The organism is Streptomyces sp. NPDC049915, assembly GCF_040656475.1.
In the GTDB taxonomy this organism is placed as follows: Bacteria; Actinomycetota; Actinomycetes; order Streptomycetales; family Streptomycetaceae; genus Streptomyces.
Genome location: NZ_JBFAMH010000005.1, coordinates 336,017 through 361,399 on the forward strand (window position 1 = coordinate 336,017; position 25,383 = coordinate 361,399).

Below are 25,383 nucleotides of genomic sequence, written 5' to 3' on the forward strand. Positions count from 1 at the left end.
GGCGCCGATGTCGATCCGCAACGACGACGTGAACTGGGACGGCTGGCCCGTCGAGGACTACCTCACCGAGAACTACCGCCAGCTGCATCCGTGCGACGCCGCGGTCATCGCCCACCACGCCGCGTACTACCGCACCCTGCCCACCGGGGGCCTGGCCCGCACGGTGGAGTTCGGCGCCGGTCCGAACCTCTACCCGCTGCTGCTGGCCTCCGCGGTCAGCGCCGGGATCGACGCGGTCGAGGCGGGCGCCGCCAACGTCGCCTATCTGCTGCGGCAGCTGGCCACCGGTCCGGACGACAGCTGGCGCCCCTTCCACGCGCTGTGCCGGCAGCTCGACCCGCGGATCGCGGCGTCGCTGCCGGCCGCGCTGGCCCGGGTGCGGGTGGTGCACGGTGATGTGCGGGCGCTGCCGTCCGGGACGTACGAACTGGCGTCGATGCACTTCGTGGCGGAGGGGGCGAGTGAGGACTTCGACGAGTTCGCCGCCTTCTGCGGGCACTTCGTGCGCTGTGTGGTGCCCGGCGGGCACCTGGTGGCGGCCTTCATGGAGAACCTGCCCACCTACCGCATCGGGGCCACCTCGCGCTGGCCGGGCTGCCCGGTGGACCCCGAGCGCGTCACCAGGGTGTTCGCACCGGTGACCGAGGAGCTGGACGTCACACGGATCGACGCCGATCCGACGCTGCCGGAGTACGGGGATACCGGGATGGTGCTGCTGACAGGGCGAACGCGGTCTCGACCAGTGCGAGGTGGCTGACGGCCATGGGGGCGTTGCCCAGGTGGCGGCCGGCGGCCGGGTCCCACTGTTCGGCGAGCAGTCCCACGTCGTTGCGGACGGCGAGGACGCGCTCGAACGTCTCACGCGCTTTGAGGACGTGGCCGGTCGCGGCGAGGGTATCCGCATGCCACAAGGAGCAGGAGACGAACGCTCCTTCACGACCGGCCATGCCGTCCACGGGGTGCACCCCTTCGTCGCCGGGTGCGTAGCGGTGCAGGAAGCCGTCCTCCTCGAGGGCCCCCAGGGCACGGACCGTGCTGCGGACGCGCGGATCCTGCGCGGGCAGGAAGCCGAGCCGGGGCATGAGCAGGGCGGTGGCGTCCAGGGCGGTGGAACCGTAGGACTGCACGAAGGAGCCCTGTCGCGGGTCCCAGCCGTCCCGGCAGACCTGCCGGTGCACCTCCTGCCGCATGGCCCACCACTGCGCGGAGGAGCCGTTGCGGCCCAGCAGCTTTCCCATGCGCACAGCCCGGTCGGCGGCCACCCAGGCCATGACCTTGGAGTGCACGAAGTGGCGGCGCGGCCCGCGCACCTGCCACACGCCCTGGTCGGGCTCGCGCCAGTGCCGCAGCAGGTAGCCCATCAGCGCGTCGACCAGCTCCCACACGTGGGCCGGCATCGCAATCCCCACCCGCAGGGACTGGTAGAGGGTGTCCAGCACCTCGCCGTAGACGTCGAGCTGGAACGATCCGTCGGCACAGTTCCCGAATCTGACGGGCTGCGAGCCCTCGTAGCCGCTCAGCCAGGGCGCCTCGGTCTCCCGCAGCAGCCGCTGCCCGCCCACGCCGTAGACGGATTGCAGGTCGGCGGGGTCGCTGGCGACGGTGCGCACCAGCCAGTCCAGCCAGGCCACCGCCTCGTCCCGGTAGCCGCTGCGCAGCAGGCAGGACAGGGTCAGCGTGGAGTCGCGCAGCCAGCAGTAGCGCTGGTCCCAGTTGCGCCCGCCGCCGATACAGCCGGGCAGCGAGGTGGTGGGGGCGGCGACGACGCCACCGGTGGGGGCGTAGGTGAGGGCCTTCAGCGTGATCAGGGAGCGCACCACGGCGTCCCGCCAGGGGCCCTGGTAGCGGCAGCGGCCGGCCCAGCCGTGCCAGTAGTCGGTGGTCTCCTTCAGCAGGGTCTCGGCGGGAACGGCGAGCGACCGCGGCGGCTCGGTGTGGTGCGAGGGCTCCCACGCCAGGACGAGGGCGATCCGCCGGCCGGCGGGGACGGTGAACTCGGCGACGGTGGCGTGCTCGTCGCCGGACAGCCGCCCGTCGCCGTCGATGCGCAGCCACACCGCGTCCGGCCCCGCGACGGCGACGGTGCAGCCGTCGATGCCGTGCACCCAGGGCACCACCCGGCCCTGGTGGAAGCGCAGTCGCAGCTCGCTGCGCAGGGACACCTCGCCCACCACGCCCTCCACCATCCGCACCAGGCAGGGCAGCGGCGTGCCGGTCGGCATGAAGTCCGTGACCCGCGCGACGCCGGTCGCGGTGCGCCACAAGGTGTCCAGCACCAGCGTGTCGGGCCGGTAAGAGCGCTCCGCGCAGGTGCCGGCACCGGTGGCCGGGGCGAGGCGCCAGAAGCCGTTGTCGGGTGTCCCCACCAGGGCGGCGAGGCACGCCGGCGAGTCGAAGCGGGGCAGACAGAGCCAGTCGACGGAGCCGTCGCGGCCGACCATGGCCGCGGTGCCCATGTCTCCGAGCAGGGCGTAGTCCTCGATGGACGTCATGGTGTCCTGCCTCCCACCGACCCGTCCTGGGCGAGGTATGGCTCCTCCGTGCGGCCGGCCCACCACCGGGCCACCACGTGCTCGGCCCGCTTGCCCTGGGCGGAGTAGTCCAGTGACCGGACGCGGTCCGTCGGGGCCGGCAGCTGTGCCCAGACCCACCAGTGGACGCCCGCCCACCAGGGCTGGCCGGTGAAGGTGCGCAGCAACGCCTCGTAGCCGGCGGCCTGTTCCGCCATGTCGGGGGCGACCGGCCCGGTCGGCGCGCCGCGCACGCCGGCGTATCCGGCCTCCGCGAACAGCACCGAACGGCCGGTGCGGGCGGCGAACTCCCCGAGCGCGCCGCAGACGGGACGCCAGGCCTCGATGAACGCCTGCGCGTCCCGGCGCGGCCCGGTGGGCAGCGGCCAGCGGGCGTCCACAGCGATCAGATCGACCGCGTCCCAGAAGGCGACGTGCTCGTAGTCCTTCAGGCGCGCCGCGTAGAGCAGCGAGCCGCCGTAGACGACGCGTGTGCGCTCGACGACCGCGACCCAGCGCGCGCGGTCCTCCACCGTGCCGGCGAGTTCGGTGCCCACGGTGAACGCGTCGGCGCCGTAGCGGGCCGCGAGGCGCGCGTAGTGCGCGATGAACTCCGCGTAGGCGGCGAACCAGCGGGCGGGCAGGGCGGGGCGGATGGTGCCGCGGTACGCGGCGTCGTCGAGGTCGAGGTGGGGTTTGAGCAAGGCGTTCAGGCCGTGCGCATGCGCCAGGCGGATCATCCGCGCGACCCCTTCGTCCGTCGGGGTGATGCGGCTGGGGCGGATGATGTCCGAGGTGGCGGCGGGCTGGTACCAGGTGGGAGTGAGCTGGACCCAGTTGGCACCCGACCGTGCGATCCGGCGCAGGTGCTCGGCGGCGCGGGGGTCGTCGTAGCCGTCGCGGGCGTAGCTGGGCAGGGCGAAACCGCGATGCCGTGGCCGGGGCCCGGGTGCCGGGACGATCTCCCCATCGACGTGTGCGTGACGGAAGGGAAGCTGCATGTCGGTCACCTCGCTGCCCTCGCCGAATCGCGGGGGCCACCGTATCCGTATCGTGTACGTTTACGGCGTATACAGACAGGATGGCCCCGACCCCACGTAAGGTCAAGTGACAAAGGAGGGCGTTCCATGGCGAAGAACCCCGACACCACCCCGGCGCGGCGTGCCAGCGACCGGGGCCGTTACGGCCGGCTGAGCCGGGAGCGGGTGCTGGCCAGCGCGCTGGAGCTGGTCGACCGCGAGGGCCTGGGCGCCCTGAGCATGCGGCGGCTGGGCGCGGAACTCGGCGTCGAGGCGATGGCCCTGTACCGCTATGCGGAGGGCAAGGAAGCCCTGCTGGACGGCCTGGTCGAGGCGATGCACCTGGAGTTGCAGGCACGCCTGGACGCCGAAGGCCCGGCCACGGACGACACGCCCGACTGGCGCGCGGACCTGCACCGCTTCGCCCGGACGCTGTACAACGTCTGCGTGGCCCACCCGCACGCGGTGCCGCTGCTGACGACCCGGCTGCTGGCCGTGCCGATGGCCCGCAGGCCGCTGCCGGTGCTCCGCAGCCATGAGCGCGTGCTCGCGCTGCTGGAGAAGGCCGGTCTGGACGAGGCCGGGACCGCCGCCGCGTTCCATGCCTGCGTCGCCTGGCTGCTCGGCTATGTCTCGGTCGAGCTGCGCCCCATGGTGGACAACCCCGACGAGCCCGACCCGGCCTTCCGGCTGGGCCTGCACCGCCTGCCGTCGCAGGAACTGCCCACCCTGCGCCGCACCGCGCCGGCGCTCGCCGAACGGGGCGGGACGAAGAGGCTGGCGGCCGGCCTGGACGCGCTCCTGGACCGCTTCACGGACAGCGGGCCGACCGCCTCTTGAGACCGGCGCAACGGCCGCGCACCCACGCCGGGCCCGTCACCAGAGCTTGTCGATCCTGCCCGGGTGCAGCGCGATACGGCTGTTCCGGAAGGCCGGTTCCGCCGCGCGGCTGCCGTCGGTGAAGAAGCAGGCCATGGTCACCTTGTCGAAGGCCGACCAGTCACTGGGGAAAGGCGACTCGGCCGTCCCGCCGACCAGGACGGCGCCGGGCAGCCGCCGCCAGCCGGCGCTATCGTAGAACGCCTGGAGCGGGCGGTCGCAGGTGAACAGGCCGACCTCCAGGCCTTGCCCGGCCATCGCCTCCCGCGCGATGCTCACCAGGCGCCCGCCGTGGCCCCGGCCGCGCGCCTCGGGCCGCGTGACCACCGTGCTCAGCCCGCCGGCCGCCCAGCGCCGCCCGGCGTGGGTGATCTCCTTGGTCAGCACGTCCAGCGCCGCCAGTACCGTGTCGCCGGCCACGAGCAGCATGGACACCGGCCGCAGCGCGGGGTCGTGGACCGGCGCGAGGGACGCGGCCGACGCCTCGTCAGAGGACGGCCAGGCGTCCTCCTGCAGTGCCCGCACCTGCCGCCGTAGGCCGGTCGGGACGGCCTCCTCGGGGTAGGTCAGAACCGTCGCTTGCGCGGGGGCGGGGATCACCGCGCTCCTTCCGTCGGGGCCACCGTTCAGGGTAGCGGCATCCGCGATCACGCCGTGGGGGACCGATCTCCTGGGGACGGTCCCCCACGGCGAGCCGTCCGCCGCCCGCCGCCCGCCGACCGCGCGTCGTCAGGTCCCGAACGGCGCGCCCTTCCGCGCGGTGAGCACGGGGTGGATCAGCCGGGCCCCGGCGCGGGCCGTGCGGTCGTCCGCGTCGAGCGCCGGGTTCAGCTCGGCGATGTCGCACAGCGCCGGCTTGCCGCTTCCGGCGACCCGGGTGCAGATCCAGCGGACAGATGTGGGGCGGGACGAAGCCGGGGAAGGCGAAGGCGCGCTCGCAGCCGGCCTCGCGGACCTCGTCGCCCGCGAGGGGTTCGTCCGGTCACCGGGGTGGGCGTACGGCTGCCCGCCCACCCCGCTGGGTGGGTGGCGTGGCGGGATGATCCCCGGCGCCCTCCGCGCCAGGACACGTGAAAGGCCGTTCCGGATCACTCCGAAACGGCCTTTCACCTGCGACTTCGCAAAGTCGGGACGACAGGATTTGAACCTGCGACCCCTTGACCCCCAGTCAAGTGCGCTACCAAGCTGCGCCACGTCCCGGCCGCGCCGATACGCGGGTGTCCCGCGTGATCGCGCGAACAGCACTTTACCCCACACCCGGGGCTGGGCCGAAGGGGGCACGGACGGCACGGGACAATCGAGGCATGGCAGGCACCGCAGACACGGACGGCACGGCATCCGGCGACGGCACCTCACCGCCGCGCCCCGGCGACGGGACCTCTCCCCCGCGCCAGGGCGACGGCGCCCGGGACCGGGACGGCGAGGGGCGGGCGCGCAACGCGCGGCCCCGGGACGGGCTGGGCCGGCCCCTGCCGTACGGCGCCCCGGGCGTGGACCGGCAGCCGGAGGGGGTGGTGCGCACCCCGCAGGAGTCCGTGACCGAGGCGCAGGCGCTGCTGGACGAGGGCAAGCCGTTCCACGCGCACGAGGTGTTCGAGGACGCGTGGAAGTCGGGGCCGCAGCGGGAGCGGACGCTGTGGCGAGGGCTCGCGCAGCTCGCGGTGGGCCTCACGCACGCGGCGCGCGGGAACGCCACCGGCGGGGCGCGGCTGCTGCGGCGCGGGGCGGGCGCCGTCGAGGAGTGGGCGGCGGACACCGGTGAGGGCCGGCCGCACGGCATGGACCTGGGCTCTCTCGCCGTCTGGGCGCGGGAGCTGGCCGCCGAGGTGGAGGCCGGCGGCGGGCCCGTGGACGCCCGGGAGCGGGCGCCCCGGCTGCGCTGACCGGCGGGCGGTGCGGTCACTGTCAGTGGCGTACGGCAGACTCGGGGCGTGCGAAAGATTCATGTCATCGGGATCGGTGCCGGCGATCCCGACCAGCTGACCCTGCAGGCGGTCAAGGCGCTGCGCGCCACGGACGTGTTCTTCGTCCTCGACAAGGGCGAGGTGAAGAGCGACCTGGTCCAGCTGCGCCGGGACATGCTCGAGGCGCACATACCCGAGGGCGGCTACCGCGTGGTCGAGGCGCGTGACCCCGAGCGGGACCGCCGCGCGGGCGGCGCCGCGTACTCCCCGGCCGTCGGGGACTGGCGCAGCGCCCGCGCCGGCATCTACGAGCGGCTGATCGCCGAGGAGCTGGGCGAGGAGGAGACCGGCGCGTTCCTGGTGTGGGGCGACCCGGCGCTCTACGACAGCACGATCGCGATCCTGGACGAGGTGCTCGAGCGGGGCGCGGTCGCCTTCGGCTACGACGTCGTGCCCGGCATCAGCAGCGTCTCCTCGCTCGTGGCCCGACACCGCACAGGGCTGAACCGGGTCGCGCGGCCGGTGCAGATCACCACCGGGCGGCGGCTGGCGGAGGGCTTCCCGGACGGCGTGGACGACGTGGTCGTGATGCTGGACGCGCACCAGGCCTTCCGGCAGTACGTCGACCAGGACATCGACATCTACTGGGGCGCCTACCTCGGCACCCCGGACGAGATCCTCGCCTCCGGTCCGATCGCCGAGGCCGCGCCGCGCATCGAGCGGCTGCGGGCCGAGGCGCGGGAGCGCAAGGGGTGGATCATGGACACGTATCTGCTGCGGCGCAACCCGAAGGACGCCTGACGCACCCGCCGGGGCCACCGGGCATGCGGGGGCGGCCCGCCGGTGTGAGCGTGACCTCGTGACAGTCGCCGAGGACACGGCACCGCCGGCCCCTGTCGTGGCGGTGGGCGTTCTACGTCAACGTGCCCGTCGCGGTCCTCGTCGTCGTCGCGGCCGCCCGCACGATCCCGGTGGTCAAGTCGCCGTCCCGGCCGGTGATCGACTATGCGGGCATCGCGCTCGTCGGCGCGTCCGCGCTGATCCTGGCGACCAGCTGGGGCGGCAACGAGTACGCGTGGGGCTCCGGCGTCGTCATCGGCCTGTCCGTCGGCGGCGCGCTCGCCCTCGCCCTGTTCTGTCTGGTCGAGACGCGGGCCGCGGAAACCGATGCTGCCGATGCGGCTGTTCGGCAACCCTGTGTTCACGATCGCCAAACGCCTCCTGGCGGAGGACCTGGGTCAGGGCCTGCCCCAGCGGCCGGCGGAACCGGCACGGGCGGCGGCCGCCTGACCATGCGGCCCGCATCCGCAGCGGGCGGTGGCGTGCGTTCACATCGGCCAAGTGCCGCAGGGTGGTCCCACGCGTCACCGACCGTTGCGCGTCTCCCTCACCTGCGGCTGAACCCCAGCCATTCCAGCACCGCCACCACGTCCGCCACCGCCGTGACGCCCTCCGGCAGCGGCGGGCGGCGTACGACCACGACCGGCAGGCCCAGCTCGCGGGCCGCTGTCAGTTTGGCCGCGGTGGCCTCTCCCCCGCTGTCCTTGGTCACCAGGACGTCGATGCGGTGTTCCCGCAGAAGCGCCCTCTCGTCGGCCACGGTGAACGGGCCCCGCGCCAGGATCACGTCGAGCCGCGGCGGCAGTGGAGGCTCGGGCGGCTCCACGGACCGTACGACGAAGTGGATGTCCGTCAGGTGGGCGAAGGCGGCGAGGCCGAGGCGGCCCGTGGTCAGGAACACCCGGCGGCCGAGGCGGGGCAGCTCCCGCGCGGCCGCGTCCAGGGAGTCGACGGTGTGCCGGCGCTCGCCCGGGCCCGGACGCCACCCCGGCCGGCGCAGCACCACCAGCGGTACGCCGGTCAGCGCGGCGGCCTCGGCGGCGTTCGCGGTGATGCCGGCCGCGAAAGGATGGGTGGCGTCGACGACCGCGCTCACCCGCTGCTCGCGCAGCCACCCGGCGAGCCCCTCCGCGCCGCCGAACCCCCCGACGCGCACCTCACCGTCGACCGCCCCCGGCCGGGTCACCCGCCCGGCCAGCGAAGTGGTCACCCGCACCTCCGCCCGCTCCGCGAGGACGGCGGCGAGACGGCGGGCCTCGGTGGTGCCGCCGAGGACGAGGACGTGCGGGGTCGGCATGGCGTCGAGGGTACGAGGCGCCCGGTCCGGGCAGGTCACCGGCTCCGGTGGAGCAGGCGGCCGCCGCGGACCGATCGGCCGTCGCCCGCCTCGCCGCCGAGGGCCGGCGGCTGGACGGGCTGGAGGCCGGAACCCTGCGGGTGCGTGCCGCCTTCGCGCTCTCCTATCGGCAACTGCCGCCGGAACCGAGGACGTTGCTGCGGCGCGCCGCGCTGGCCGCCGGAGCGTCGCCTGGGCCCACAACCTCTGTGTGCACGACCCGCACGCCGCCCTGACGAGCGCCGATGCCGCGCTCGCGGTCGCCCGCCAGTGCGGGGACGGGCTTCAGGAGGGCTGGGCGCTCGGTCACGGCGCGGGCGCACTGCACCGGCTGGGCCGCGCGGAGGAGGCCCAGGACCGGCTGCGTGAGGGGGCGCGCTGCCTCGCCTCCCAGGCGTCACCGCAGGGCCGGCTGGCCGAGCTGACGACCCTCAACAGCCTCGGCACCCTGCTGCGCCAGACCGGCCGGGCCGCCGAGGCGCTGGACATCCACCGCCGCAGCGAGCGGATCTGCCGCGCGGGGGTCCCGGGCCGGACCGGCGAAGTGATCGGGTTGTACCACGCGGTCGCCCGGCAGCAGATCGGCAACGACCTGGCGGCCCTGGAACGCTGGGACGAGGCCGAGGCGTCGCTGCGGCAGGCCCTCGCCGCCTTCGAGGCCGCGCAGATGCCGGTGTGGGTGGAGCAGGCCCGGCTGGACCTGGGTCAGGTCCTCGGTGCCATGGGCCACCCGGAGGCCCGGGAGACGCTGCGCACCGCCCGCGACGCCCTCGCCGCGCTGAGAAGCCCGCGCCAGGTCGAGGCCGCCGCCGCACTCGCCGCGCTCGACGAAGCCACCGCCGGCACCGTCTAGCGCAGGAGCAGTTGCAGACCGCCCACCACGGTGGCCGCGATGACGAGTTGCTCGAAGAGTTTCTGGTTGATCCTGTTCACGGCCCACTTGCCGAACAACGCACCGGGCACCACGAACACCGCGAGCGCCGCGTCCAGCAGCAGCGAGCGGCCGTCGATCAGCCCGAGACCGGCGCTGAAGGGGACCTTGGAGACGTTGACGATGAGGAAGAAGAACGCCGACGTGCCCAGGAACCCCAGCTTGCGGAAGCCGGCCGAGAGCAGGTACATCGACATCACCGGGCCGCCGGCGTTGGCGACCATCGTGGTGAAGCCGCCGAGGACGCCGTAGGAGCGGGCCTTGATCCGGCCCGCGCGGGTGGTGACCACGTCGGGCTCCGCCGTCCGTTCGGCCGTGCGCCGGCGCCACACGGTCACCGCGGCCATGACCAGCAGGATCACCCCGATCGAGACGCGTACGACCCCGTCACCGGCCCACACAAGGAACAGCGTGCCGGCCACCACGCCCGCCGCGACCGCCGGGAACAGCCGCCACAGCGTGGGCCAGTGGGCGTGCCGCCGGTAGGTGAGCACCGCGAGCACGTCCCCGGCGATCAGCACCGGGAGCAGTACGCCGGTGGAGGCGCGGGCGGGCAGGACCGCCGCGAAGATCGCGAGGCTGACCGTGTTCGCCCCGCTCACGGCGGTTTTCGAGAAGCCGACGAGCAGCGCCGCGAAGGCGAGCGCGGCGAACCCCCAGCCGGATATGTGCCACAGCGTCATCGTGTCCATGCGGCCACCGATGCTATGTCCTGACAACCGGTGCGCAGAAGGACCGTCTCGCCAGGCGGCCCGCCCGACTCGGCTGCTCGCCCCTAACCGGCGTACTGCGTGCGCAGCTCCCGCTTGAGCACCTTCATGCTCGGGCCGAGGGGCAGCGCGTCGGTGAACTCCACCCGACGCGGGTACTTGTGCCGGCCCAGGTGTTCCTTGGACCACGCGGTGAGCGCGGCGGCGTCCCGGGAGGCGCCCGGCGCCGGGACGACGACCGCGCACACCTCCTCGCCGTGCAGCTCGTCCGGCAGGCCGATCACGGCGACCTGGGCGATGCCGGGGTGGCGCATCAGGACCTCCTCGACCTCGCGCGGGTAGACGTTGTAGCCGCCGCGGATGATCACGTCCTTCTTCCGGTCGACGATCCTCAGGAAGCCGTCCTCGTCCTTGGTGCCGAGGTCGCCGGTGCGGAACCAGCCGTCGACCACGGCCTGAGCGGTCGCCTCGGGGCGGCCGAGGTAGCCGGAGAACACGTTGTGGCCGCGGATGACGACCTCGCCCAGCTCGCCGGGCGGCAGCAGTTCGACACGGCCCTCGACCTCGGCGCGGGCGATCTCCACGTCGACGCCCCACAGGGGGTGCCCGATGGTGCCGGCCTTCGTGCCGAAGCAGGGCTGGTTGACCGTCGCCGTCGGTGAGGTCTCCGACAGCCCGTACCCCTCGTAGATCCGCGCCCCGAACGCCGCCTCGAACCGCTCCAGGACGGCGACGGGCAGCGAGGCGCCGCCGGAGATGCACACCCGCAGCTCCGGCAGGGCCGGCGCTGCGGCGGCCGCGGCGGCGAGCGAGACGAACATGGTGGGCACGCCGTGGATGGTGTTCACCTTCTCCGCCACCATCAGCTCGATCGCGCGCGCCGCGTCGAAGCGGGGCAGCAGGACGAGGGTGGCGCCCGCCCGCCAGGTGGAGTTCATCGACACCGTCTGCCCGAAGGCGTGGAAGAGCGGCAGCGCGCCGAGCGCGATGTCGTCGGGGCGGATGTCGTTGGCGTCGAAGGCGTTGACGGTCGCGTTCATCACCAGGTTGAAGTGGCTGAGCACGGCGCCCTTGGGCACGCCGGTGGTGCCGCTGGTGTAGAAGACGACCGCCGGGTCGTCGGCGGCGCGGGTGACGTACGACCGGAGCGGCTCGGCGTTCGCCGCCAGCTTGTCGAACTCCTCGCCGAGGGTGACGACCCGCACGCCGGTGGCCTCGGCGGCGGCCCGCCCGGTCTCCGCCTGCGCGGGATGGACCAGCAGCAGGGTGGCGCCGCTGTCGCGCAGCACGTGCTCGACCTCCGGCGCGGAGAGCAGCAGATGCACGGGGACGACGACCCCGCCGGCCGCGGCGACGGCGTAGTACGCGAGCGGGAACTCGGCGGTGTTGGGTGCCATCAGGGCGATGCGGTCCCCCGGCGCGACGCCCAGCCCGGCCAGCGCGCCGGCCTGCGCCAGCGCCTGCCGCCACACCTCGGCGAAGGTCAGCCGCCGCTCGCCCTCGATCAGGGCGGTCTTCTCCGGACGGCGCCGGGCGTTCTCGGCGAGGATGACGGCCAGGGAGAGGGTTGCCATGGAGTGTCGCTCCGATTCCTTGCGGCTCGTGTTACCGGATCCCCTTCAGGGGAGCCCCCGTTCGGCTCCTCGGTGCGGAGCCGCCGTGCGCTGTGCTCGGTGCCCCTCGAGCGGGGCCGCTGTGCTCAGTGCCTCTCGACCAGCACCGCGCTGCCCTGGCCCACGCCCACGCACATCGTGGCGAGGCCGCGCGCGGCGCCCGTGCGGCGCATGCGGTGCAGCAGGGTGGTCAGGATGCGGGCGCCGGAGCAGCCGAGCGGGTGGCCCAGCGCGATGGCGCCGCCGCTCGCGTTGACCAGGTCGGGGTCGATGCCGAGCTGGTCGACGCAGGCGAGGGCCTGGGCGGCGAACGCCTCGTTGAATTCGGCCTCCTGCACCTCGCCGATGCTCCAGCCGGCCCGGGCCAGCACCTTGCGGGTGGCCGGGACCGGGCCGATGCCCATGACGTCGGGGTGGACCCCGGCGGAGCCGCCGGCGACGTACTGGCCCATGGACTCCAGGCCCAGCTCGTTGAGGGCCTCCTCGCCGGCCAGGATCAGGCCCGCCGCGCCGTCGTTCATCGGTGAGGCGTTGCCCGCGGTGACCGTGCCGCCGGAGCGGAAGACGGGCTTGAGGCGTGCGAGCTTGTCGTAGGAGGTGTCCTCGCGGATGCACTCGTCGGTGTCGACGACCGTGCCGTCGGGGCGCTCGACGGGCAGGAGTTCGTGGTCGAAGTGGCCCAGCTTGCGCGCTTCGGCGGCGCGCTGGTGGCTGCGCAGCGCGAACTCGTCCTGCCGTTCCCGGCTGATGCCGTACCGGGCGGCGACCTCCTCGGCGGTCTCGCCCATCGCGAGCAGGCCGTGCAGGTCCTTCATCGCCGGGTTCACCAGGCGCCAGCCGAGCCGGGTGTCGTAGGTCTCCATGCGGTGCGGCAGGGCCTCGTCGGGGCGGGGCAGGACGAAGGGGGCGCGGCTCATCGACTCCGAGCCGCCCGCGATCACGAGGTCGGCCTCGCCCGCGGCGATCGTCCGGGCGGCGGCGGTGACCGCTTCGAGGCCGGAGGCGCACAGCCGGTTGACCGTGGCGCCGGGCACGGTCTCGGGCAGGCCGGCGAGCAGGGCGGCCATGCGGGCGACGTTGCGGTTGTCCTCGCCGGCCTGGTTGGCGGCGCCCCAGTAGACGTCGTCGATCCGGGCGGGATCGAGTGCGGGCACGTCGGCGACCAGGCCGCGGATCACGGCGGCGGCGAGGTCGTCGGGGCGGACGGAGGACAGCGCGCCGCGCAGCTTGCCGATGGGGGTGCGGCGGGCGGCCGCGAAGTGGACGGGACGCACGGAAGGACTCCTGACCGACGGCGCTGTGGACCAGCGAGCTCTTAATTAGCACTGCTAGTTTTGGACTATAGACCGCGGGACCGCTCCCTGGGAAGATCCCCCCTCACAGCTGCGCCGACCCACCGGAGGAGACATGGCCGAGTCCCGCGAACACGTCCTGGCCGGAACCCGCGGCACGATCGTCGCCCGCGAGTGGCCGAACCCGCGGGCCCGGTACATCGCCGTCGTCGTCCACGGTTACGGGGAGCACATCGGCCGCTACGAGGGCCTCGCGGCCGTACTCCTGGAGCATGGCGCGGCGGTGTACGGGCCGGATCACATCGGGCACGGCCGGTCGGCGGGTGAGCGGGTGGTGATCGAGGACTTCGAGGACGTCGTCAGCGACGTGCACGCGGTGGCCCGGCTCGCCCGGGCCGCACACCCCGGGCTGCCGGTGGTGATGGTCGGCCACTCCATGGGCGGCCTGATCGCCTCCCGCTACGCCCAGCGGTACGGCGACGACCTGGCCGCGCTGGTGCTGTCCGGGCCGGTGATCGGGGCCTGGGAGACCCCCGAGCGGCTGCTCGCGCACGCCGCGCGGCACGGCGAGATCCCCGACGTCCCGATCAGCCCGGCCGCGCTCTCCCGCGACCCGGCGGTCGGGGCGGCGTACGCGGCGGACCCGCTGGTGTGGCACGGGCCGATGAAGCGGCCGACGCTCAAGGCGTTCGTGCGCACGCTGGAGAGGGTGGCGAAGGGCGGTGACGTGGGGCGGCTGCCGGTGCTGTGGCTGCACGGCGACGACGACCGGCTCGTCCCGCTGCCGGGCAGCCGGATCGGCGTGGAGCGGCTGGCCGGGGACGGCGGCCCGACCGAGCGGGTCTACCGCGGCGCGCGGCACGAGGTCTTCCATGAGACCGACAAGGACGAGGTGTTCGCCGAGGTGACGGGCTTCCTGGACAAGGTGCTCACACCCTGAGACACCCCGAGACACCCCGGCGGGCATCGAGGACGCCTCCCGGTTTGGCCGCCGTACCGCCAGGGCACCCGCCCCTCTTCGCAGAACGACGTGAGGAGGAGAAGCGCGCCATGACCGTGGTGAAGAGCACGCTGCCCGACGACGCCCGCCGTGTCACCGGCCAGGCCCTGCAGGAGACCCTCGTGGACCTGCTCGGGCTGTCACTGGTGGCCAAGCAGGCGCACTGGAACGTCGTGGGGCCGCGGTTCCGCTCGATCCACCTCCAGCTGGACGAGGTGGTCGAAGCCGCGCGCGGCTTCGCCGACACCGTGGCGGAGCGTGCCGCGGCGCTGGGCGTGACACCGGACGGCCGCCCCGAGACCGTCGCAGCCGCCTACGGGCTGCCCGGCGCGAAGGACGGCTGGTTGCGCGACACGGAGGTCGTGGGGCTGATGGTGCAGTCGCTGGAAGAGGCCGTCACCCGGCTGCGTGACCGCATCGAGGTCACCGACAAGCCCGACCCGGTCACCCAGGACCTGCTCATCGGCATCACCGCCGAGCTGGAGAAGCAGCGGTGGATGTTCGAGGCGGAGAACTTCCCGCGGGACTGACCGGGGCACGCCGTCCCGGCCCACCCACCCCGGTACCCCATGCAACGCAACGAAAGAGGCAGCTGATGACCGACGCCCTCGAACTCGACGCGCTGTGGGAGGACTTCCACCGCGCGGTGAACATGACCTCGGCCGAGCTGGCCGCCTGGCTGAAGGTGCGCGACGCCGCCGAGGACACCGAGCCCCTGCCGGAGCAGGCGGGGAGCCCGACCGGGCAGCACGTGCTGGCCATCCTGCAGAAGCGGCGCACCGACCTGACGGAGGACGACCTGCGGGTGATGCGCAAGGTCGTCGACACGGTGGACGAGGAGGCCGACGTGGAGAACGAGCCGGAGGCCGAGGACACCCGCCGCCGGCACCGGCTGATGACGATCGGGCACGACCCGCTGAAGCCATGAGCCTGCGGCGCTCTCGCCGGTGCGGCGCGGTGCGTCGTTCCGGTGCGGCGCGCGGGGGTGCTCGCCCCCCTTCCGGCGGCCCGTGCGGGTGCGTGCGCCGGGGCGGTTCGCGCCGTTCCCCGCGTCCCGCCCGGGCCGCCGTACGCGCGTGCCGCTCAGGTCGCCAGGCGGGTGAGGGCCGCGGCGATCAGGGTCTGGACGCCTGGCAGCAGGACCGCCGGGTCGGGGGCGAACAGGGGGCTGTGGTTGCCGGGGACGTTGCCGAACTTCTCGGCGAGTTCCTCCCCGGGGGCCGCTTCCCACACCGGGGCCGGTGTCGAGGTGACGTACCAGTAGTCGTAGGGCACACCCTCGGGTGCCAGCAGGGAGAAGTCCTCGCTGCCCATGGCCGGGCCGAAGTCGAAGACGGTGTGGTCACCGAAGAGCGCCCGGTGTGCGGCGGCGATCTCGCCGTCCAGGGCCGCGTCGTTGACGGTGTTCGGGTAGCCCGGGTGCACGGTCACCTCGGGCGGGACCGGGCAGCCGGCCGCCGCGCACTCCCCCTCCACGATCCGCCGGACAGCGGTGAGGACGCGTTCGCGTACCGCGGCCTTCTGGCTGCGCAGGTTCAGGGCGAGCCGGGCCTCGTCGGGGATGATGTTGTGCTTCGTACCGGCATGGAACTGCCCCACCGTCAGCACCGCCGACTCCTTCGCGGCCACCTCACGGGCGACCACGGTCTGCAGCCGGGTGACGATGTACGCCGCCGTCACGACGGGATCGACGGTGGACTCGGGGCGTGAGCCGTGGCCGCCGACGCCGTGCACGACGACGTCGATGTCGTCCGCGGCGGACATGGTGAGACCGGGGGTGTGCGGGTAGAACCCGGCCGGACCGGGAGCGACGTGCTGGCCGAACAGGAAGTCGGGGCGCGGGAAGCGCTCGTGCAGGCCGTCCGCGACCATCGCGTCCGCTCCCCCGCCGCTCTCCTCGGCGGGCTGGCCGATCACGACGAGCGTCCCCGACCAGCCGGCACGGGCCGCCGCGAGGGCCTCGGCAGCCCCGGCCAGCCAGGTGACGTGCAGATCGTGACCGCAGGCGTGCATCACCGCGTCCACGGTCGAGGCGTAGGGCAGCCCCGTCGCCTCCCGCACCGGCAGCGCGTCCATGTCACCGCGCAGCCACACCACCGGCCCGTCACCGTTGCTCAGCACGCCCACCACGCCGGTGCGGGCGACACCCTCGGTCACCGCGTATCCGGCCGCGCGCAGCCGTGCGGCGAGCCTGCCCGCGGTGCGGTGCTCCTGGAAGGCGAGCTCGGGATGACGGTGCAGGTCGCGGTAGAAGTCCTCGAGTTCCGCGGCCTTCACCGCCTCGGTCACCTCGCGCGTCCGTCGGGCCACGGCGGCCGGATCGATCATGCTGCTGCCTCCTCGTGATCGGCTGCGGCGATTCTCGACGGCCGGAGGGGGCCGGCTCCAGCCCCCGTGCTCGTGCGGGCGGCCCCGAGGGTGACAGCGAAGTGAAAATATGGAAACGGCGGGTCCGGTTCCATGCCGGCGCACGCTCCGCGTCATAGGTTGTGGCACAGATCACTTGTGCGAACCCGAGAGGACGGCGGTCACCCATGTCCGGAGTCCAGGACGAAGCTCTTGGCTCAGCCACAGCGTCTTCCGGCTACACCCAGCGGCTCGCGCGGCTGGAGAAGGCCGGTATCAGACGGCTGCTGCCCACCCAGGCCCCGTACCGGTGGAATCTGCGGCGTCTGCGCCTGGGCCGGGTGCTCGACGTGGGCTGCGGGCTCGGCCGCAACCTGCTGAACTGCGGGCCCGACAGCGTCGGCGTCGACCACAACGCCCACTCCGTGGCCGTGTGCCGTGAGCGCGGGCTGACCGCGTACACGCCGGAGGGGCTGGCCGAGGCGCCCGACTGCGGTCCCGGCTCGTTCGACAGCCTGCTGTGCGCGCACGTCCTGGAGCACATGGCGGAGGACCTCGCGCAGAGTGTGCTGGAGCAGTACCTGCCGCTGGTCAGGCCGGGCGGGAAGGTCGTGCTGATCACGCCGCAGGAGGCCGGGTTCAAAAGCGACGCCACGCATGAGCGCTTCGTCGGCTTCGAGGAACTGGACCGGCACGCGCAGCAGGCGGGGATCACCGTGGCGCGGACGTACTCCTTCCCCTTCCCCCGGGCCCTCGGCACTGTCTTCCCATACAACGAGTTCGTGCTGGTCGGCCGGGTCGCCGGCTGAGCGGCTACGGCAGGTGCAGGACGCGTGCGATGGTGCGCAGGACGCCGTTGTCGTTGTTCGACGGGGCCAGGTGCCGGGCGCGGCGGACGACTTCCGGGTGGCCGCCGGTCATCGCGAAGGACCACTCGGCGGCGTCCAGCATCTCCAGGTCGTTGAGGTAGTCGCCGAACACCATGGTCTGGGCCGGGGTGATGCCCAGCTCGCCTTGCAGGCGGCGGACGGCGGCGCCCTTGTCGGCGGTGCGGTTCATCACGTCCACCCAGTGCTCGCCGGAGACGACGACCTTGTGGGTGGCGGTGAAGTCGGCGAGCCCGGGGGCGGTGCCGTGCTCGGCGGAGCCGAAGTCGTACAGGGCGACCTTGATGAAGTCGTCGTCGACGGCGGTGACGTCCGGCACGACGCGGTGCTCGGCGTAGTACTTGCGCACCTCGGCCAGGAACGGCTCGTCGGTGCGCTCGACGTACGCGGCCCGCTTGCCGCACAGCACGGCGCCGACGTCGACGCCGCCGGCCGCGAGGCGCCGGGCCGCGCCGATGACACGGACGGCGGCCTCCCGCTGCAGCGGGTCGGAGCTCAGCTCGACGCCGTCGCGCACGACGTAGGTGCCGTTCTCGGCGATGAACACCATGCCCTCGGCGACGTCCGCGAACTGACGCGCCAGGGTGGCGTACTGCCGTCCACTCGCCGGGCTGAACAGCACGCCCCGCTCGCGCAGCAGCTCCAGCGTGCGCCACAGGCCGGGCGGAACCTGCTTGTCGTCGTCCAGGAGCGTGCCGTCCATGTCGGTGACGATCAGCCGGATGTCGGCGGGGACCTCACCGGAGCGGGGCTCGGGGGTGCTGACCAGGGGGGCGCTGCTGTACGGCATGTCCTGCTTTCGGTCGGGGGCGTCCTTTCCACCCTACGGGAGGCGTCCGCGCGCCCCGTGTCGCGATTTCCCGGGACAGGGTGATCACCGGACGGCACAATGAGGCGGCGACGCCCGGTGCGACGAGGAGGATGCGATGACCACCCTTGCCGATCCCGTCCCCGGCGGACGCCCCGGCGACGTCGAACGGGCCACCGCGCTGGCCGGTGAGTTGTCGGGGCGCGGTGTGCACGGCGTCGTGCTGGCGTACGTCGACACCGCGGGCGTCACCCGGATCAAGACGGTTCCGACCGCGAAGCTGGCCTCGGCGGCGGCCTGGGGTGTCGGCATGTCCCCGGTGTTCGACACCTTCCTGGCCGGTGACGGCATCGCCACCACCGATGTACTGGGCTCCCCCGACGGTGATCTGCGGCTCTTCCCCGACCTGGACCACCTCACGGTGCTGGCCGGGCAGCCCGGGTGGGCGTGGGCGCCCGTCGACCGGATCACCCAGGACGGGCAGCCGCATCCCGGGTGCAGCCGGACCTTCCTGCGCCGGATCACCGCCGACGCGGCCCGCGCGCACGGGCTGTCCTTCCGCGCCGCGATCGAGATCGAGTGGTCGGTGGGGCTGGGCTCGGCGCCCGACGGGACGTTCGTGCCCGCCGCCACCGGCCCCGCCTACGGCGCCGACCGGCAGGTGGAGCTGGGCGACTGCCTCGCCGATCTGCTGGCCGCCTGCCACGCGCAGGGCGTGGACGTCGACCAGTTGCACCCCGAGTACGCCGCCGGTCAGTTCGAGATCTCCGTCGGCGCCCTCGACCCGGTGGCGGCGGCCGACCGCAGCGTGCTGGTCCGGCACACGATCCGCGCGGTGGCCCGGCGGCACGGGCTGCGGGTGTCGTTCGCGCCGGCCGTGCTCGCCGAGGGCGTCGGCAACGGCGGACACGTCCACCTCTCCGCCTGGCGGGCCGGGGACAACCTGCACACGGGCGGCGAGGGCCGGTACGGGATGACGGCCGACGGCGAGTCCTTCGCGGCGGGCCTGCTCGACCATCTGCCCGGCCTGACGGCGGTGACCGCGCCGAGCCCCGCGAGCTATCTGCGGCTGAAGCCCTCCCAGTGGGCGGGGGTGTACACCGCCTGGGGCCTGGAGACCCGCGAATGCGCCCTGCGGGTGATCGCCGGCATGGCGGGCCGCCGCGCGACGGACGCGAACGTCGAGGTCAAACCCGTCGACCTGGCCGCCAATCCCTACCTCGCCCTGGGCTGTCTGCTCGCCGCCGGGCTGGACGGCCTCGCCTCGGGCGCCGTCCTGCCCGAGGAGGTCACGGGCGACCCGGCGCTGCTGCCGGCCGACGAGGCGGCGAAGCGGGACGTGCACCGGCTGCCGGTGTCCCTGACGGAGGCGGTGGACCGGTTCCGGGCGGACACGGTGCTGCGCGAGGCGCTCGGCCCGGTCCTCGCCGACGCGGTCGTCGCCGTACGCGAAGGAGAGGTGGCCGCCGTGGCGGGGCTGGACGACGCGCAGGTCGCCGCGGCCTACCGGTGGCGGTACTGACCATGGGCGCCGTCGCCGACGCGCTCGCCGCGCTGCCGCTGGTGGACCACCACTGCCACGGCGTGGTCGCGACCGACCTGGGCCGGGCCGGCTTCGAGACCCTGCTCACCGAGGGCGACCGCTGGCCCGGGATGTCGTCCTTCGACACACCCGTCGGGCTCGCCGTGCGCCGGTACTGCGCTCCCCTGCTGGACCTGGAACGGCACGCCCCGGCGGACGCGTACCTGGCACGCCGGGCCGAGCTGGGCGCGCGGGAGGTGAACCGGCGCTTCCTCGCCTCCGCGCGCACGGAGGTGTTCTGCGTCGACACCGGTTTCGCGCCCGCCGGAGCCGTCGGCCCCGCCGAGGCGGCCGGAGCCGCGGTGGCGTACGAGGTGGTACGGCTGGAGTCGGTCGCCGAGGCGGTGACCGCGCACGGGGTCGAAGCGGACGCCTACGCCGACGCGTTCCGTGCCGCCGCCCAGGAGGCGGTACGGCGGCCGAGCGTGGTCGCGGTGAAGTCGGTCGCGGCCTACCGCACCGGTTTCGCGCTGGACCCGGCCCGCCCCACGGACGCGGAGGTCACCGCGGCGGCCGCGGACTGGCTGCCGCACGGCGGCCGGCTCACCGACCCGGTGCTGGTACGGCATCTGCTGTGGACGGCCGTCGACCTGGGACTGCCGCTCCAACTGCACGTCGGCTTCGGCGACAACGACCTGCGGCTGCACCGCTCTGACCCCGCGCTGCTGACGGACTGGCTGCACCTGACGGCAGGAACGATTCCCGTCCTGCTGCTGCACTGCTGGCCCTACCAGCGGCAGGCCGCGTACCTGGCCGCGGTGTTCGAGCAGGTCTACCTGGACGTCGGCCTCACCCTGCACCACGTCGGCCCGGCCCGCGCGCGTGCGGTGCTGGCCGAGGCCCTGGAGATCACGCCGTTCCGCAAGCTGCTGTACAGCTCCGACGCCTGCGGTGTGGCCGAGTTCTACGCACTCGGGGCGCTGGCCTTCCGGCGGGGGCTTGCCGAGCTGCTCGACGAGCGGGTGGCCGCCGACGAGCTGAGCCTGCCGGACGCGCTGCGCATCGCCGAGTGGGCGGGAGCACACAACGCCCGCCAGGTCTACCGCCTTTCCGGTCCCTCCTGAAAGTATGATCAAGCAATGTCTGACATGACCGAAACCACGCCCGGTTGGCTGTCCTCCGACGAGCTGGAGCAGGCGCGGGCGCGCATGCCGATCCTGTACGTGGAGGCCGTGCCCGTCCGGGTCGACGACAGCGGCGAAGTCACCCGGATCGGCCTGCTGCTGCGCATCGGGCCGGACGGAACGGTCAGCCGGACACTGGTCTCCGGCCGGGTCCTGCACCACGAGCGGGTGCGCGACGCCCTGCTGCGCCACCTGGAGAAGGACCTCGGGCCGGTGGCGCTGCCCCGCATCCCGGCCTCGCTCCAGCCGTTCACGGTCGCCGAGTACTTCCCCACGCGGGGCATCACGCCGTACCACGACCCCCGGCAGCACGCGGTGTCCCTCGCCTACATCGTGCCGGTGACCGGGGACTGCCGGCCGCGTCAGGACGCCCTGGACCTGGTCTGGTTCGACCCGCACGAGGCCGCCTCGCCGGGCGTGCAGAGCGAGATGCCGGGCGGCCACGGCTTCCTGCTCCGCCAGGCCCTGGCCCACCTGGGCCTGCCGCACTGACGCCCGGCGTTCTCAGGGCATTCCCGGTCAGTGGTCGTCACGTTCGCCCCAGACGATGAGGCGGTGCGTGTAGGCACGGGTCAGCGGGTCGCGGTCCGCGCACGTGGTGAGGGTGATCCGCGCCTTGTCCGGCTTGACGCCGGGCTTGTTGGGGACCGGCAGGACGACACCGACGTCGGCCGGGTCCACCGTCCTGGTGCCGGTGACGTGGTAGGTGTACGTCCGCCCGCGCCATGCGACGACGAGTGCGTCGCCGCGCACCAGCGTGTTCAGCTTCCGGAAGGGCTCGCCCCAGCCCGTGCGGTGGCCGGCGACCGCGAAGTTGCCGACCTCGCCGGGCATCGCGGAGCCCGGATAGTGTCCCGGCCCCTTGGCGAGATCGTTCTGGGTGACGCCCTCGACGATCACCGGGTGATACGCCGAGCCGAATCTCGGGATGCGCAGGACGGCGAGCGCGGATGCGTCCCGGGGACGTGGCTCCGCCCGCGTCCTCGATGTCCCGGTGGCGACGGCCGGCTCGTCGTGCCCGGTCACGGGGTGTGCGAGCTGGGCGCGCAGGTCTCGCTGGGCTCGGCCGTAGGCCTGGTCGTGCTGCCAGTTCTGGTAGGTGGCGAGACCCGCCACCAGCAGACCGGCAATGATCAGAGCCGTACCGAACAGACGGATCAGTGTCCGCATGGTGCTCGTCCTCGCCGTCTTGGCGGGGTCGCCGGGCAGGCGGCCCCGCCTCGGGTGTGTGCCGCGACGCTCTAGGTGTCGTTGTCGTGCGTCCTTCGCGGAACCAGCCGCAGCACGGCGAATCCCGCCGAGATGAGGACGAACATCACGACCCAGAACCAGATGCTGTCCACCCCGCCGGTGACGGGCAGGAGGCCCGCACCGACGCCGGCGGAAGCAGCGGTGCCTGCGCCTGTGTAATCCGCCATGAGGTGCTCCTTTCGCGTGCGCAGCGGCCGATATCCCAAATGGACAACTGCACGGAACAAGAGACGATCGGGGAAAGGGAAAGCACGTCCGAAGGAAATCTCGGGTCCATGGAGTACACGTGCTTTCGGAAGGGATGTACCGACGGCGGTCGTTCACGCCGTGACGATGCTTGTTTACACCGTAGCGCCGCTTGTTTACGCCGTATACGTACAACCTTCTCCCCGTATGCCGCCGACGTCAAGCGGAGCGGCGTTCACGCGGGGCCCTGCCGAGCGGGCGGACCGACGAGGCGGTCGAGCAGCGCGTCGAGGCCGACGGCGAGCCCTTCCGGCCCGCTCGGCTCGGCGGCCGTGACGGCCTGGAGTTCGGGCAGTTCCTCCGGTGGGTCCATGAGACACAGGTCCACCGCGGGATAACCGTGGATCCAGGCGAGGCAGGCCCGGAACACCAAGGGGATGCGACGCTCGTCGAGCCCGGCCTCCCGCAACAGCGCGAGCACCGCCAGGTGCTGCTTGCGGACGACGGGCGGCCGGCGAGCCAAGGGCACCTCCAGCACCCGGACGGTCAGCAGCGGCGCGGCACGGGGATGGGCCTGGCAGATCTCGTACGTCGTCCGGGCGATGCGATGCAGGCCGGCGCGCCACGACTCCGCGCCGTCCGCCGCGTCCGCCCGCTCGTCGGCGGCCCGGCGCTCCGCCTGTTCGCCGTACAGCCCCTCGATCAGCCCGTCGAGCAGTTCCTCCTTGCTCGCCGCGTGCCGGTAGAGCGCCATCGCCTCCACGCCGAGTTCGGCACCCAGACGGCGCATGCTCAGCGCGCCGAGCCCCTCGCGGTCCACCAGTTCCAGGACGCCGGCCAGCATGCGTTCCCGGCTCAGGCGACCGTAACCGCCACCCCGTCCCGTGGCCGCCATCGCGCACCTCCTCTGGATGCTCGGCGCCCCTGGCTCGTGTTGACTGCGCGCCCTCCTCGCTTAATAGTGTACGTATACGACGTAAACATTCATCTCGGGACCATCCGATTCGCTGACGGAAGGCGGAGGCCATGTCTCGCACCGAGGGCCACAGCGTTGTCGCCGGCGCCCCGCAACAGGTGGTGGTGGTCGTTCCCGCCTACAAGGAAGTCGAGTCGCTGCCGCGCGTTCTCGAAGCGCTGAGCCGGCAGACGCGTCCGGCGGACCGCGTGGTGGTGACCCTCGACCCCTACCGGGACCGGCGGACGACAACCGAACTGGAGCGCATCGGCCGCCGCGCGGGCGCCGAGGTGCGGCACTCGGTCGGAAACCGGCACAAGAAGGCGGGCAATCTCAACGGGGCGCTCGCCGAACTGCTGCCCACCCTGGCGGACGACGACGCGGTGCTGGTGCAGGACGCCGACACCTACCTCGATCCCCACTTCATCGAAGTGGCGCACGCCGGACTCAGCCAGGGTTACGGCGCCGTGGGTGGCAATTTCCGCGGCCGCTCGGGCGGCGGACTGTGCGGTGCGTTCCAGCGCAACGAATATGCCCGCTACGCCCGTGACACCGCACGCAAGCGGGGGAAGGTCCTGTGCCTCACCGGCACCGCCTGCCTGTTCCGGGTGGCGGCACTGAGGGACGTCCTGACCGCGCGTCGCGACGGACAGCTGCCGGCCGCGGACGGCGTCTACGACACCAAGGTGCTGACCGAGGACAACGAACTCACCCTCGCCCTCAAACACCGCGGATGGCGCGTCGCCGCCCCCTCCCGCGCCACCATGACGACGGAGGTCATGCCGACCTGGGGCGACCTGGCCAAGCAAAGACTGCGCTGGAAGCGCGGAGCGCTGGAGAACCTGTTCGACTACGGACTGACGCGCCACACCTGCGAAGGGTGGGTCAGACAACTGGTCGCCCTGCTGGGCACGGCCGTGTCGGGCATCTACATCGGGGCCATCCTGTGGTACCTCGCCACCGGGGCCGGAGTGCACCTCGCACCGTTCTGGCTGGCCCTCACCGGGTTCTACGCCATCGAGCGCGCGATCACCGTGAAGGCCCGGGGATGGCGAGTGGCGGCCACCTCGATGCTGGTCATACCCGAGTGGTTCTACGACCTCTTCCTGCAGGGAGTGCACATCCGGGCGCTGACGGAGTCGGCGCTGCGCCGGGAACGCACCTGGTAGGCGGGGCGATTGCCGGAAACACAGAAGAGGCCGCTTCGGCATCTCGCCGAAACAGCCTCCGACTCGCGACTTCGCGAAGTCGGGACGACAGGATTTGAACCTGCGACCCCTTGACCCCCAGTCAAGTGCGCTACCAAGCTGCGCCACGTCCCGTTGCCCGTCTGACCTGGGGTTTCCCCCGGACGAACGGACAGGGAAACAATACCGCACTCGCGTCGGTGGTCGCGCGCCCCTTTCCGCCGGGCCGCGCTGGGCGCCCCCGGAGGGGCCGCCCTTGACCTCAAGTCCGCTTGAGGTTGCACGCTCGTCGGCATGACGATCACCGAGGAAGAGGTCCGCCGGTACGGCTACGCCGACCTGACCGGACTCATGGGGCTGATGACCGGCGACGAGAAGCACGGGCCGGCCGCCACCTCCACGCTGGACGTGCTGTGGGTGCTCTACGACCGGGTCCTGAGGGTCGCGCCGGACCGGCTCGACGACCCGGCGCGGGACCGGTTCCTGCTGTCCAAGGGGCACGGGCCGATGGCGTACTACGCGGTGCTGGCCGCAAAAGGGTTCGTGCCGGTGGAGTGGCTGACCGGCTTCGGGTCGTACGACTCGCCGCTCGGACACCACCCGGACCGAATGCTCGTGCCGGGCGCCGAGATCGGCAGCGGATCGCTCGGGCACGGGCTGCCGATCGCCGTCGGCGCCGCGCTGGGGCTGCGCGCGCAGGGGCTTCCCGAACCCGCGGTGTGGGTGCTGACCGGGGACGCCGAACTGGACGAGGGCAGCAACCACGAGGCGATCGCGTTCGCCGGGCCGGCCGGTCTTGACCGGCTGCACACGGTCGTGATCGACAACGCCTCCGCCAGCCATGCCCGGCCCGGCGGCATCGCGGCCCGCTTCGAGGCGGCGGGCTGGTCCGCGGTCACCGTGGACGGCCGCGACCACGACGCGCTGTACGCCGCGTTCACCGCACCCCATCCGGGCCGCCCGCACGTCGTGGTGGCCCGTGTCGAGCCGAAGTACGCCTGATCCCGGTCCCTCCGACCCCGA

27 protein-coding genes, 2 tRNA genes and 1 pseudogene are annotated in these 25,383 nt (G+C 73.1%); 16 read left to right on the forward strand and 14 right to left on the reverse strand.

The window, feature by feature from the left end; genetic code table 11:
- The first annotated feature begins 7 nt into the window (after positions 1-7).
- Positions 8-757 (forward strand): class I SAM-dependent methyltransferase, encoded by a 750-nt coding sequence (locus AB0J12_RS11300; protein WP_363264010.1) that lies wholly within the window; start codon positions 8-10, stop codon positions 755-757.
- On the opposite strand, the gene AB0J12_RS11305 is transcribed toward AB0J12_RS11300, so the two are convergent.
- Both AB0J12_RS11305 and AB0J12_RS11310 read right to left on the reverse strand, forming a co-directional pair.
- Entirely contained in the window at positions 657-2,492 is a 1,836-nt protein-coding gene (locus AB0J12_RS11305; protein ID WP_363264011.1) for a glycoside hydrolase family 15 protein, read from the reverse strand. The genes AB0J12_RS11300 and AB0J12_RS11305 overlap by 101 nt on opposite strands.
- Positions 2,489-3,511: a hypothetical protein gene (locus tag AB0J12_RS11310; protein ID WP_363264012.1), complete on the reverse strand. Its 1,023-nt coding sequence runs from the start codon at positions 3,509-3,511 to the stop codon at positions 2,489-2,491. The genes AB0J12_RS11305 and AB0J12_RS11310 overlap by 4 nt, the downstream gene beginning before the upstream one ends.
- A 126-nt stretch (positions 3,512-3,637) precedes the next feature.
- Here AB0J12_RS11310 and AB0J12_RS11315 point away from each other — a divergent pair, with 126 nt between their 5' ends.
- Positions 3,638-4,369 (forward strand): TetR/AcrR family transcriptional regulator C-terminal domain-containing protein, encoded by a 732-nt coding sequence (locus AB0J12_RS11315; protein WP_363264013.1) that lies wholly within the window; start codon positions 3,638-3,640, stop codon positions 4,367-4,369.
- A 36-nt stretch (positions 4,370-4,405) separates the two neighbouring features.
- Here AB0J12_RS11315 and AB0J12_RS11320 read toward each other — a convergent pair whose 3' ends face one another.
- Together AB0J12_RS11320 and AB0J12_RS11325 are read right to left on the reverse strand one after the other, a co-directional pair.
- Positions 4,406-5,008, reverse strand: a complete 603-nt coding sequence (locus tag AB0J12_RS11320; protein WP_363264014.1) for a GNAT family N-acetyltransferase — start codon at positions 5,006-5,008, stop codon at positions 4,406-4,408.
- Between the two features lie 526 nt (positions 5,009-5,534).
- Positions 5,535-5,608, reverse strand: a tRNA-Pro gene (locus AB0J12_RS11325).
- A 104-nt stretch (positions 5,609-5,712) separates the two neighbouring features.
- On the opposite strand from AB0J12_RS11325, the gene AB0J12_RS11330 reads away from it, so the two are divergent.
- The 3 genes and pseudogenes from AB0J12_RS11330 to AB0J12_RS11340 form a co-directional block, all read left to right on the forward strand.
- Positions 5,713-6,291, forward strand: a complete 579-nt coding sequence (locus AB0J12_RS11330; RefSeq protein WP_363264015.1) for a DUF309 domain-containing protein — start codon at positions 5,713-5,715, stop codon at positions 6,289-6,291.
- A 48-nt stretch (positions 6,292-6,339) separates the two neighbouring features.
- Positions 6,340-7,113, forward strand: coding sequence for a precorrin-6A synthase (deacetylating) (gene cobF / locus AB0J12_RS11335; RefSeq protein ID WP_363264016.1), 774 nt, complete (start codon positions 6,340-6,342; stop codon positions 7,111-7,113).
- Between the two features lie 92 nt (positions 7,114-7,205).
- Positions 7,206-7,521: pseudogene (locus tag AB0J12_RS11340) on the forward strand (MFS transporter); the annotation flags it as partial.
- Positions 7,522-7,699: 178 nt separating this feature from the next.
- On the opposite strand, the gene AB0J12_RS11345 reads toward AB0J12_RS11340, so the two are convergent.
- A complete protein-coding gene (locus AB0J12_RS11345) occupies positions 7,700-8,449 on the reverse strand; it encodes a cobalt-precorrin-6A reductase (protein WP_363264017.1) in 750 nt (249 codons plus the stop codon).
- 47 nt (positions 8,450-8,496) lie between these two features.
- On the opposite strand from AB0J12_RS11345, the gene AB0J12_RS11350 reads away from it, so the two are divergent.
- Both AB0J12_RS11350 and AB0J12_RS11355 read left to right on the forward strand, forming a co-directional pair.
- Positions 8,497-8,724, forward strand: coding sequence for a hypothetical protein (locus tag AB0J12_RS11350; RefSeq protein ID WP_363264018.1), 228 nt, complete (start codon positions 8,497-8,499; stop codon positions 8,722-8,724).
- Positions 8,700-9,341: a tetratricopeptide repeat protein gene (locus AB0J12_RS11355; protein WP_363264019.1), complete on the forward strand. Its 642-nt coding sequence runs from the start codon at positions 8,700-8,702 to the stop codon at positions 9,339-9,341. Before AB0J12_RS11350 ends, AB0J12_RS11355 begins: the two co-directional genes overlap by 25 nt.
- Here the strand turns inward: AB0J12_RS11355 and AB0J12_RS11360 are convergent.
- The 3 genes from AB0J12_RS11360 to AB0J12_RS11370 all read right to left on the reverse strand — a co-directional run bounded on the left by AB0J12_RS11360 (position 9,338) and on the right by AB0J12_RS11370 (position 13,016).
- Positions 9,338-10,111 (reverse strand): sulfite exporter TauE/SafE family protein, encoded by a 774-nt coding sequence (locus tag AB0J12_RS11360; RefSeq protein ID WP_363264020.1) that lies wholly within the window; start codon positions 10,109-10,111, stop codon positions 9,338-9,340. The genes AB0J12_RS11355 and AB0J12_RS11360 overlap by 4 nt on opposite strands.
- Before the next feature lie 83 nt (positions 10,112-10,194).
- Complete coding sequence (locus AB0J12_RS11365) at positions 10,195-11,703, reverse strand: long-chain fatty acid--CoA ligase (protein ID WP_363264021.1); 1,509 nt, start codon at positions 11,701-11,703, stop codon at positions 10,195-10,197.
- A 125-nt stretch (positions 11,704-11,828) separates the two neighbouring features.
- A complete protein-coding gene (locus tag AB0J12_RS11370) occupies positions 11,829-13,016 on the reverse strand; it encodes an acetyl-CoA C-acyltransferase (RefSeq protein WP_363264022.1) in 1,188 nt (395 codons plus the stop codon).
- 133 nt (positions 13,017-13,149) lie between these two features.
- On the opposite strand from AB0J12_RS11370, the gene AB0J12_RS11375 reads away from it, so the two are divergent.
- From AB0J12_RS11375 to AB0J12_RS11385, 3 genes are all read left to right on the forward strand, one after another.
- A complete protein-coding gene (locus AB0J12_RS11375; protein ID WP_363264023.1) occupies positions 13,150-13,974 on the forward strand; it encodes a lysophospholipase in 825 nt (274 codons plus the stop codon).
- Between the two features lie 110 nt (positions 13,975-14,084).
- Positions 14,085-14,564 carry a DNA starvation/stationary phase protection protein gene (locus AB0J12_RS11380; RefSeq protein ID WP_363264024.1) on the forward strand — a complete coding sequence of 160 codons (480 nt, stop codon included), beginning with the start codon at positions 14,085-14,087 and terminating at the stop codon, positions 14,562-14,564.
- A 65-nt stretch (positions 14,565-14,629) separates the two neighbouring features.
- Complete coding sequence (locus tag AB0J12_RS11385) at positions 14,630-14,962, forward strand: DUF3140 domain-containing protein (protein ID WP_363264025.1); 333 nt, start codon at positions 14,630-14,632, stop codon at positions 14,960-14,962.
- Between the two features lie 155 nt (positions 14,963-15,117).
- Here AB0J12_RS11385 and AB0J12_RS11390 read toward each other — a convergent pair whose 3' ends face one another.
- Entirely contained in the window at positions 15,118-16,362 is a 1,245-nt protein-coding gene (locus AB0J12_RS11390; RefSeq protein WP_363264026.1) for an amidohydrolase, read from the reverse strand.
- A 206-nt stretch (positions 16,363-16,568) separates the two neighbouring features.
- Between AB0J12_RS11390 and AB0J12_RS11395 the strand changes: the two genes are divergently transcribed.
- A complete protein-coding gene (locus AB0J12_RS11395; RefSeq protein WP_363264027.1) occupies positions 16,569-17,189 on the forward strand; it encodes a class I SAM-dependent methyltransferase in 621 nt (206 codons plus the stop codon).
- 4 nt (positions 17,190-17,193) lie between these two features.
- On the opposite strand, the gene AB0J12_RS11400 is transcribed toward AB0J12_RS11395, so the two are convergent.
- Positions 17,194-18,057, reverse strand: a complete 864-nt coding sequence (locus tag AB0J12_RS11400) for a Cof-type HAD-IIB family hydrolase (RefSeq protein ID WP_363264028.1) — start codon at positions 18,055-18,057, stop codon at positions 17,194-17,196.
- 136 nt (positions 18,058-18,193) lie between these two features.
- Here AB0J12_RS11400 and AB0J12_RS11405 point away from each other — a divergent pair, with 136 nt between their 5' ends.
- Genes AB0J12_RS11405 through AB0J12_RS11415 form a run of 3 tightly spaced genes read left to right on the forward strand, consistent with a single transcriptional unit; the run spans position 18,194 to position 21,273 of the window.
- Positions 18,194-19,597: a glutamine synthetase family protein gene (locus AB0J12_RS11405; protein WP_363264029.1), complete on the forward strand. Its 1,404-nt coding sequence runs from the start codon at positions 18,194-18,196 to the stop codon at positions 19,595-19,597.
- The gene (locus tag AB0J12_RS11410) at positions 19,594-20,721 is read left to right on the forward strand and encodes an amidohydrolase family protein (RefSeq protein ID WP_363264175.1); all 1,128 of its coding nucleotides are present in this window, start codon (positions 19,594-19,596) and stop codon (positions 20,719-20,721) included. Before AB0J12_RS11405 ends, AB0J12_RS11410 begins: the two co-directional genes overlap by 4 nt.
- A 24-nt stretch (positions 20,722-20,745) precedes the next feature.
- Positions 20,746-21,273, forward strand: a complete 528-nt coding sequence (locus AB0J12_RS11415; RefSeq protein WP_363264176.1) for an NUDIX hydrolase family protein — start codon at positions 20,746-20,748, stop codon at positions 21,271-21,273.
- A gap of 27 nt (positions 21,274-21,300) precedes the next feature.
- On the opposite strand, the gene AB0J12_RS11420 is transcribed toward AB0J12_RS11415, so the two are convergent.
- The 3 genes from AB0J12_RS11420 to AB0J12_RS11430 all read right to left on the reverse strand — a co-directional run bounded on the left by AB0J12_RS11420 (position 21,301) and on the right by AB0J12_RS11430 (position 23,113).
- Positions 21,301-21,951, reverse strand: a complete 651-nt coding sequence (locus AB0J12_RS11420) for a class E sortase (RefSeq protein ID WP_363264030.1) — start codon at positions 21,949-21,951, stop codon at positions 21,301-21,303.
- 71 nt (positions 21,952-22,022) lie between these two features.
- Positions 22,023-22,199 carry a hypothetical protein gene (locus tag AB0J12_RS11425; RefSeq protein ID WP_363264031.1) on the reverse strand — a complete coding sequence of 59 codons (177 nt, stop codon included), beginning with the start codon at positions 22,197-22,199 and terminating at the stop codon, positions 22,023-22,025.
- Positions 22,200-22,453: 254 nt separating this feature from the next.
- Positions 22,454-23,113: a TetR/AcrR family transcriptional regulator gene (locus AB0J12_RS11430; protein ID WP_363264032.1), complete on the reverse strand. Its 660-nt coding sequence runs from the start codon at positions 23,111-23,113 to the stop codon at positions 22,454-22,456.
- 131 nt (positions 23,114-23,244) lie between these two features.
- Between AB0J12_RS11430 and AB0J12_RS11435 the strand changes: the two genes are divergently transcribed.
- Positions 23,245-24,342 carry a glycosyltransferase family 2 protein gene (locus AB0J12_RS11435; protein WP_363264033.1) on the forward strand — a complete coding sequence of 366 codons (1,098 nt, stop codon included), beginning with the start codon at positions 23,245-23,247 and terminating at the stop codon, positions 24,340-24,342.
- A 79-nt stretch (positions 24,343-24,421) separates the two neighbouring features.
- Here the strand turns inward: AB0J12_RS11435 and AB0J12_RS11440 are convergent.
- A tRNA-Pro gene (locus tag AB0J12_RS11440) sits at positions 24,422-24,495 on the reverse strand.
- Between the two features lie 159 nt (positions 24,496-24,654).
- On the opposite strand from AB0J12_RS11440, the gene AB0J12_RS11445 reads away from it, so the two are divergent.
- A complete protein-coding gene (locus tag AB0J12_RS11445) occupies positions 24,655-25,362 on the forward strand; it encodes a transketolase (RefSeq protein ID WP_363264034.1) in 708 nt (235 codons plus the stop codon).
- Positions 25,363-25,383 lie beyond the last annotated feature (21 nt).

Coding starts and splice junctions, on each gene's coding strand:
- AB0J12_RS11420 (WP_363264030.1), bottom strand. CDS start 21,951: ATGCGGACACTGATCCGTCTGTTCGGTACGGCTCTGATCATTGCCGGT.
- AB0J12_RS11400 (WP_363264028.1), bottom strand. CDS start 18,057: ATGCCGTACAGCAGCGCCCCCCTGGTCAGCACCCCCGAGCCCCGCTCC.
- AB0J12_RS11305 (WP_363264011.1), bottom strand. CDS start 2,492: ATGACGTCCATCGAGGACTACGCCCTGCTCGGAGACATGGGCACCGCG.
- AB0J12_RS11390 (WP_363264026.1), bottom strand. CDS start 16,362: ATGATCGATCCGGCCGCCGTGGCCCGACGGACGCGCGAGGTGACCGAG.
- AB0J12_RS11375 (WP_363264023.1), top strand. CDS start 13,150: ATGGCCGAGTCCCGCGAACACGTCCTGGCCGGAACCCGCGGCACGATC.
- AB0J12_RS11385 (WP_363264025.1), top strand. CDS start 14,630: ATGACCGACGCCCTCGAACTCGACGCGCTGTGGGAGGACTTCCACCGC.
- AB0J12_RS11435 (WP_363264033.1), top strand. CDS start 23,245: ATGTCTCGCACCGAGGGCCACAGCGTTGTCGCCGGCGCCCCGCAACAG.
- AB0J12_RS11395 (WP_363264027.1), top strand. CDS start 16,569: ATGTCCGGAGTCCAGGACGAAGCTCTTGGCTCAGCCACAGCGTCTTCC.
- AB0J12_RS11430 (WP_363264032.1), bottom strand. CDS start 23,113: ATGGCGGCCACGGGACGGGGTGGCGGTTACGGTCGCCTGAGCCGGGAA.
- AB0J12_RS11310 (WP_363264012.1), bottom strand. CDS start 3,511: ATGCAGCTTCCCTTCCGTCACGCACACGTCGATGGGGAGATCGTCCCG.
- AB0J12_RS11360 (WP_363264020.1), bottom strand. CDS start 10,111: ATGGACACGATGACGCTGTGGCACATATCCGGCTGGGGGTTCGCCGCG.
- AB0J12_RS11445 (WP_363264034.1), top strand. CDS start 24,655: ATGACGATCACCGAGGAAGAGGTCCGCCGGTACGGCTACGCCGACCTG.
- AB0J12_RS11365 (WP_363264021.1), bottom strand. CDS start 11,703: ATGGCAACCCTCTCCCTGGCCGTCATCCTCGCCGAGAACGCCCGGCGC.
- AB0J12_RS11415 (WP_363264176.1), top strand. CDS start 20,746: ATGACCGAAACCACGCCCGGTTGGCTGTCCTCCGACGAGCTGGAGCAG.
- AB0J12_RS11345 (WP_363264017.1), bottom strand. CDS start 8,449: ATGCCGACCCCGCACGTCCTCGTCCTCGGCGGCACCACCGAGGCCCGC.
- AB0J12_RS11425 (WP_363264031.1), bottom strand. CDS start 22,199: ATGGCGGATTACACAGGCGCAGGCACCGCTGCTTCCGCCGGCGTCGGT.
- AB0J12_RS11315 (WP_363264013.1), top strand. CDS start 3,638: ATGGCGAAGAACCCCGACACCACCCCGGCGCGGCGTGCCAGCGACCGG.
- AB0J12_RS11405 (WP_363264029.1), top strand. CDS start 18,194: ATGACCACCCTTGCCGATCCCGTCCCCGGCGGACGCCCCGGCGACGTC.
- AB0J12_RS11380 (WP_363264024.1), top strand. CDS start 14,085: ATGACCGTGGTGAAGAGCACGCTGCCCGACGACGCCCGCCGTGTCACC.
- AB0J12_RS11330 (WP_363264015.1), top strand. CDS start 5,713: ATGGCAGGCACCGCAGACACGGACGGCACGGCATCCGGCGACGGCACC.
- AB0J12_RS11300 (WP_363264010.1), top strand. CDS start 8: ATGTCGATCCGCAACGACGACGTGAACTGGGACGGCTGGCCCGTCGAG.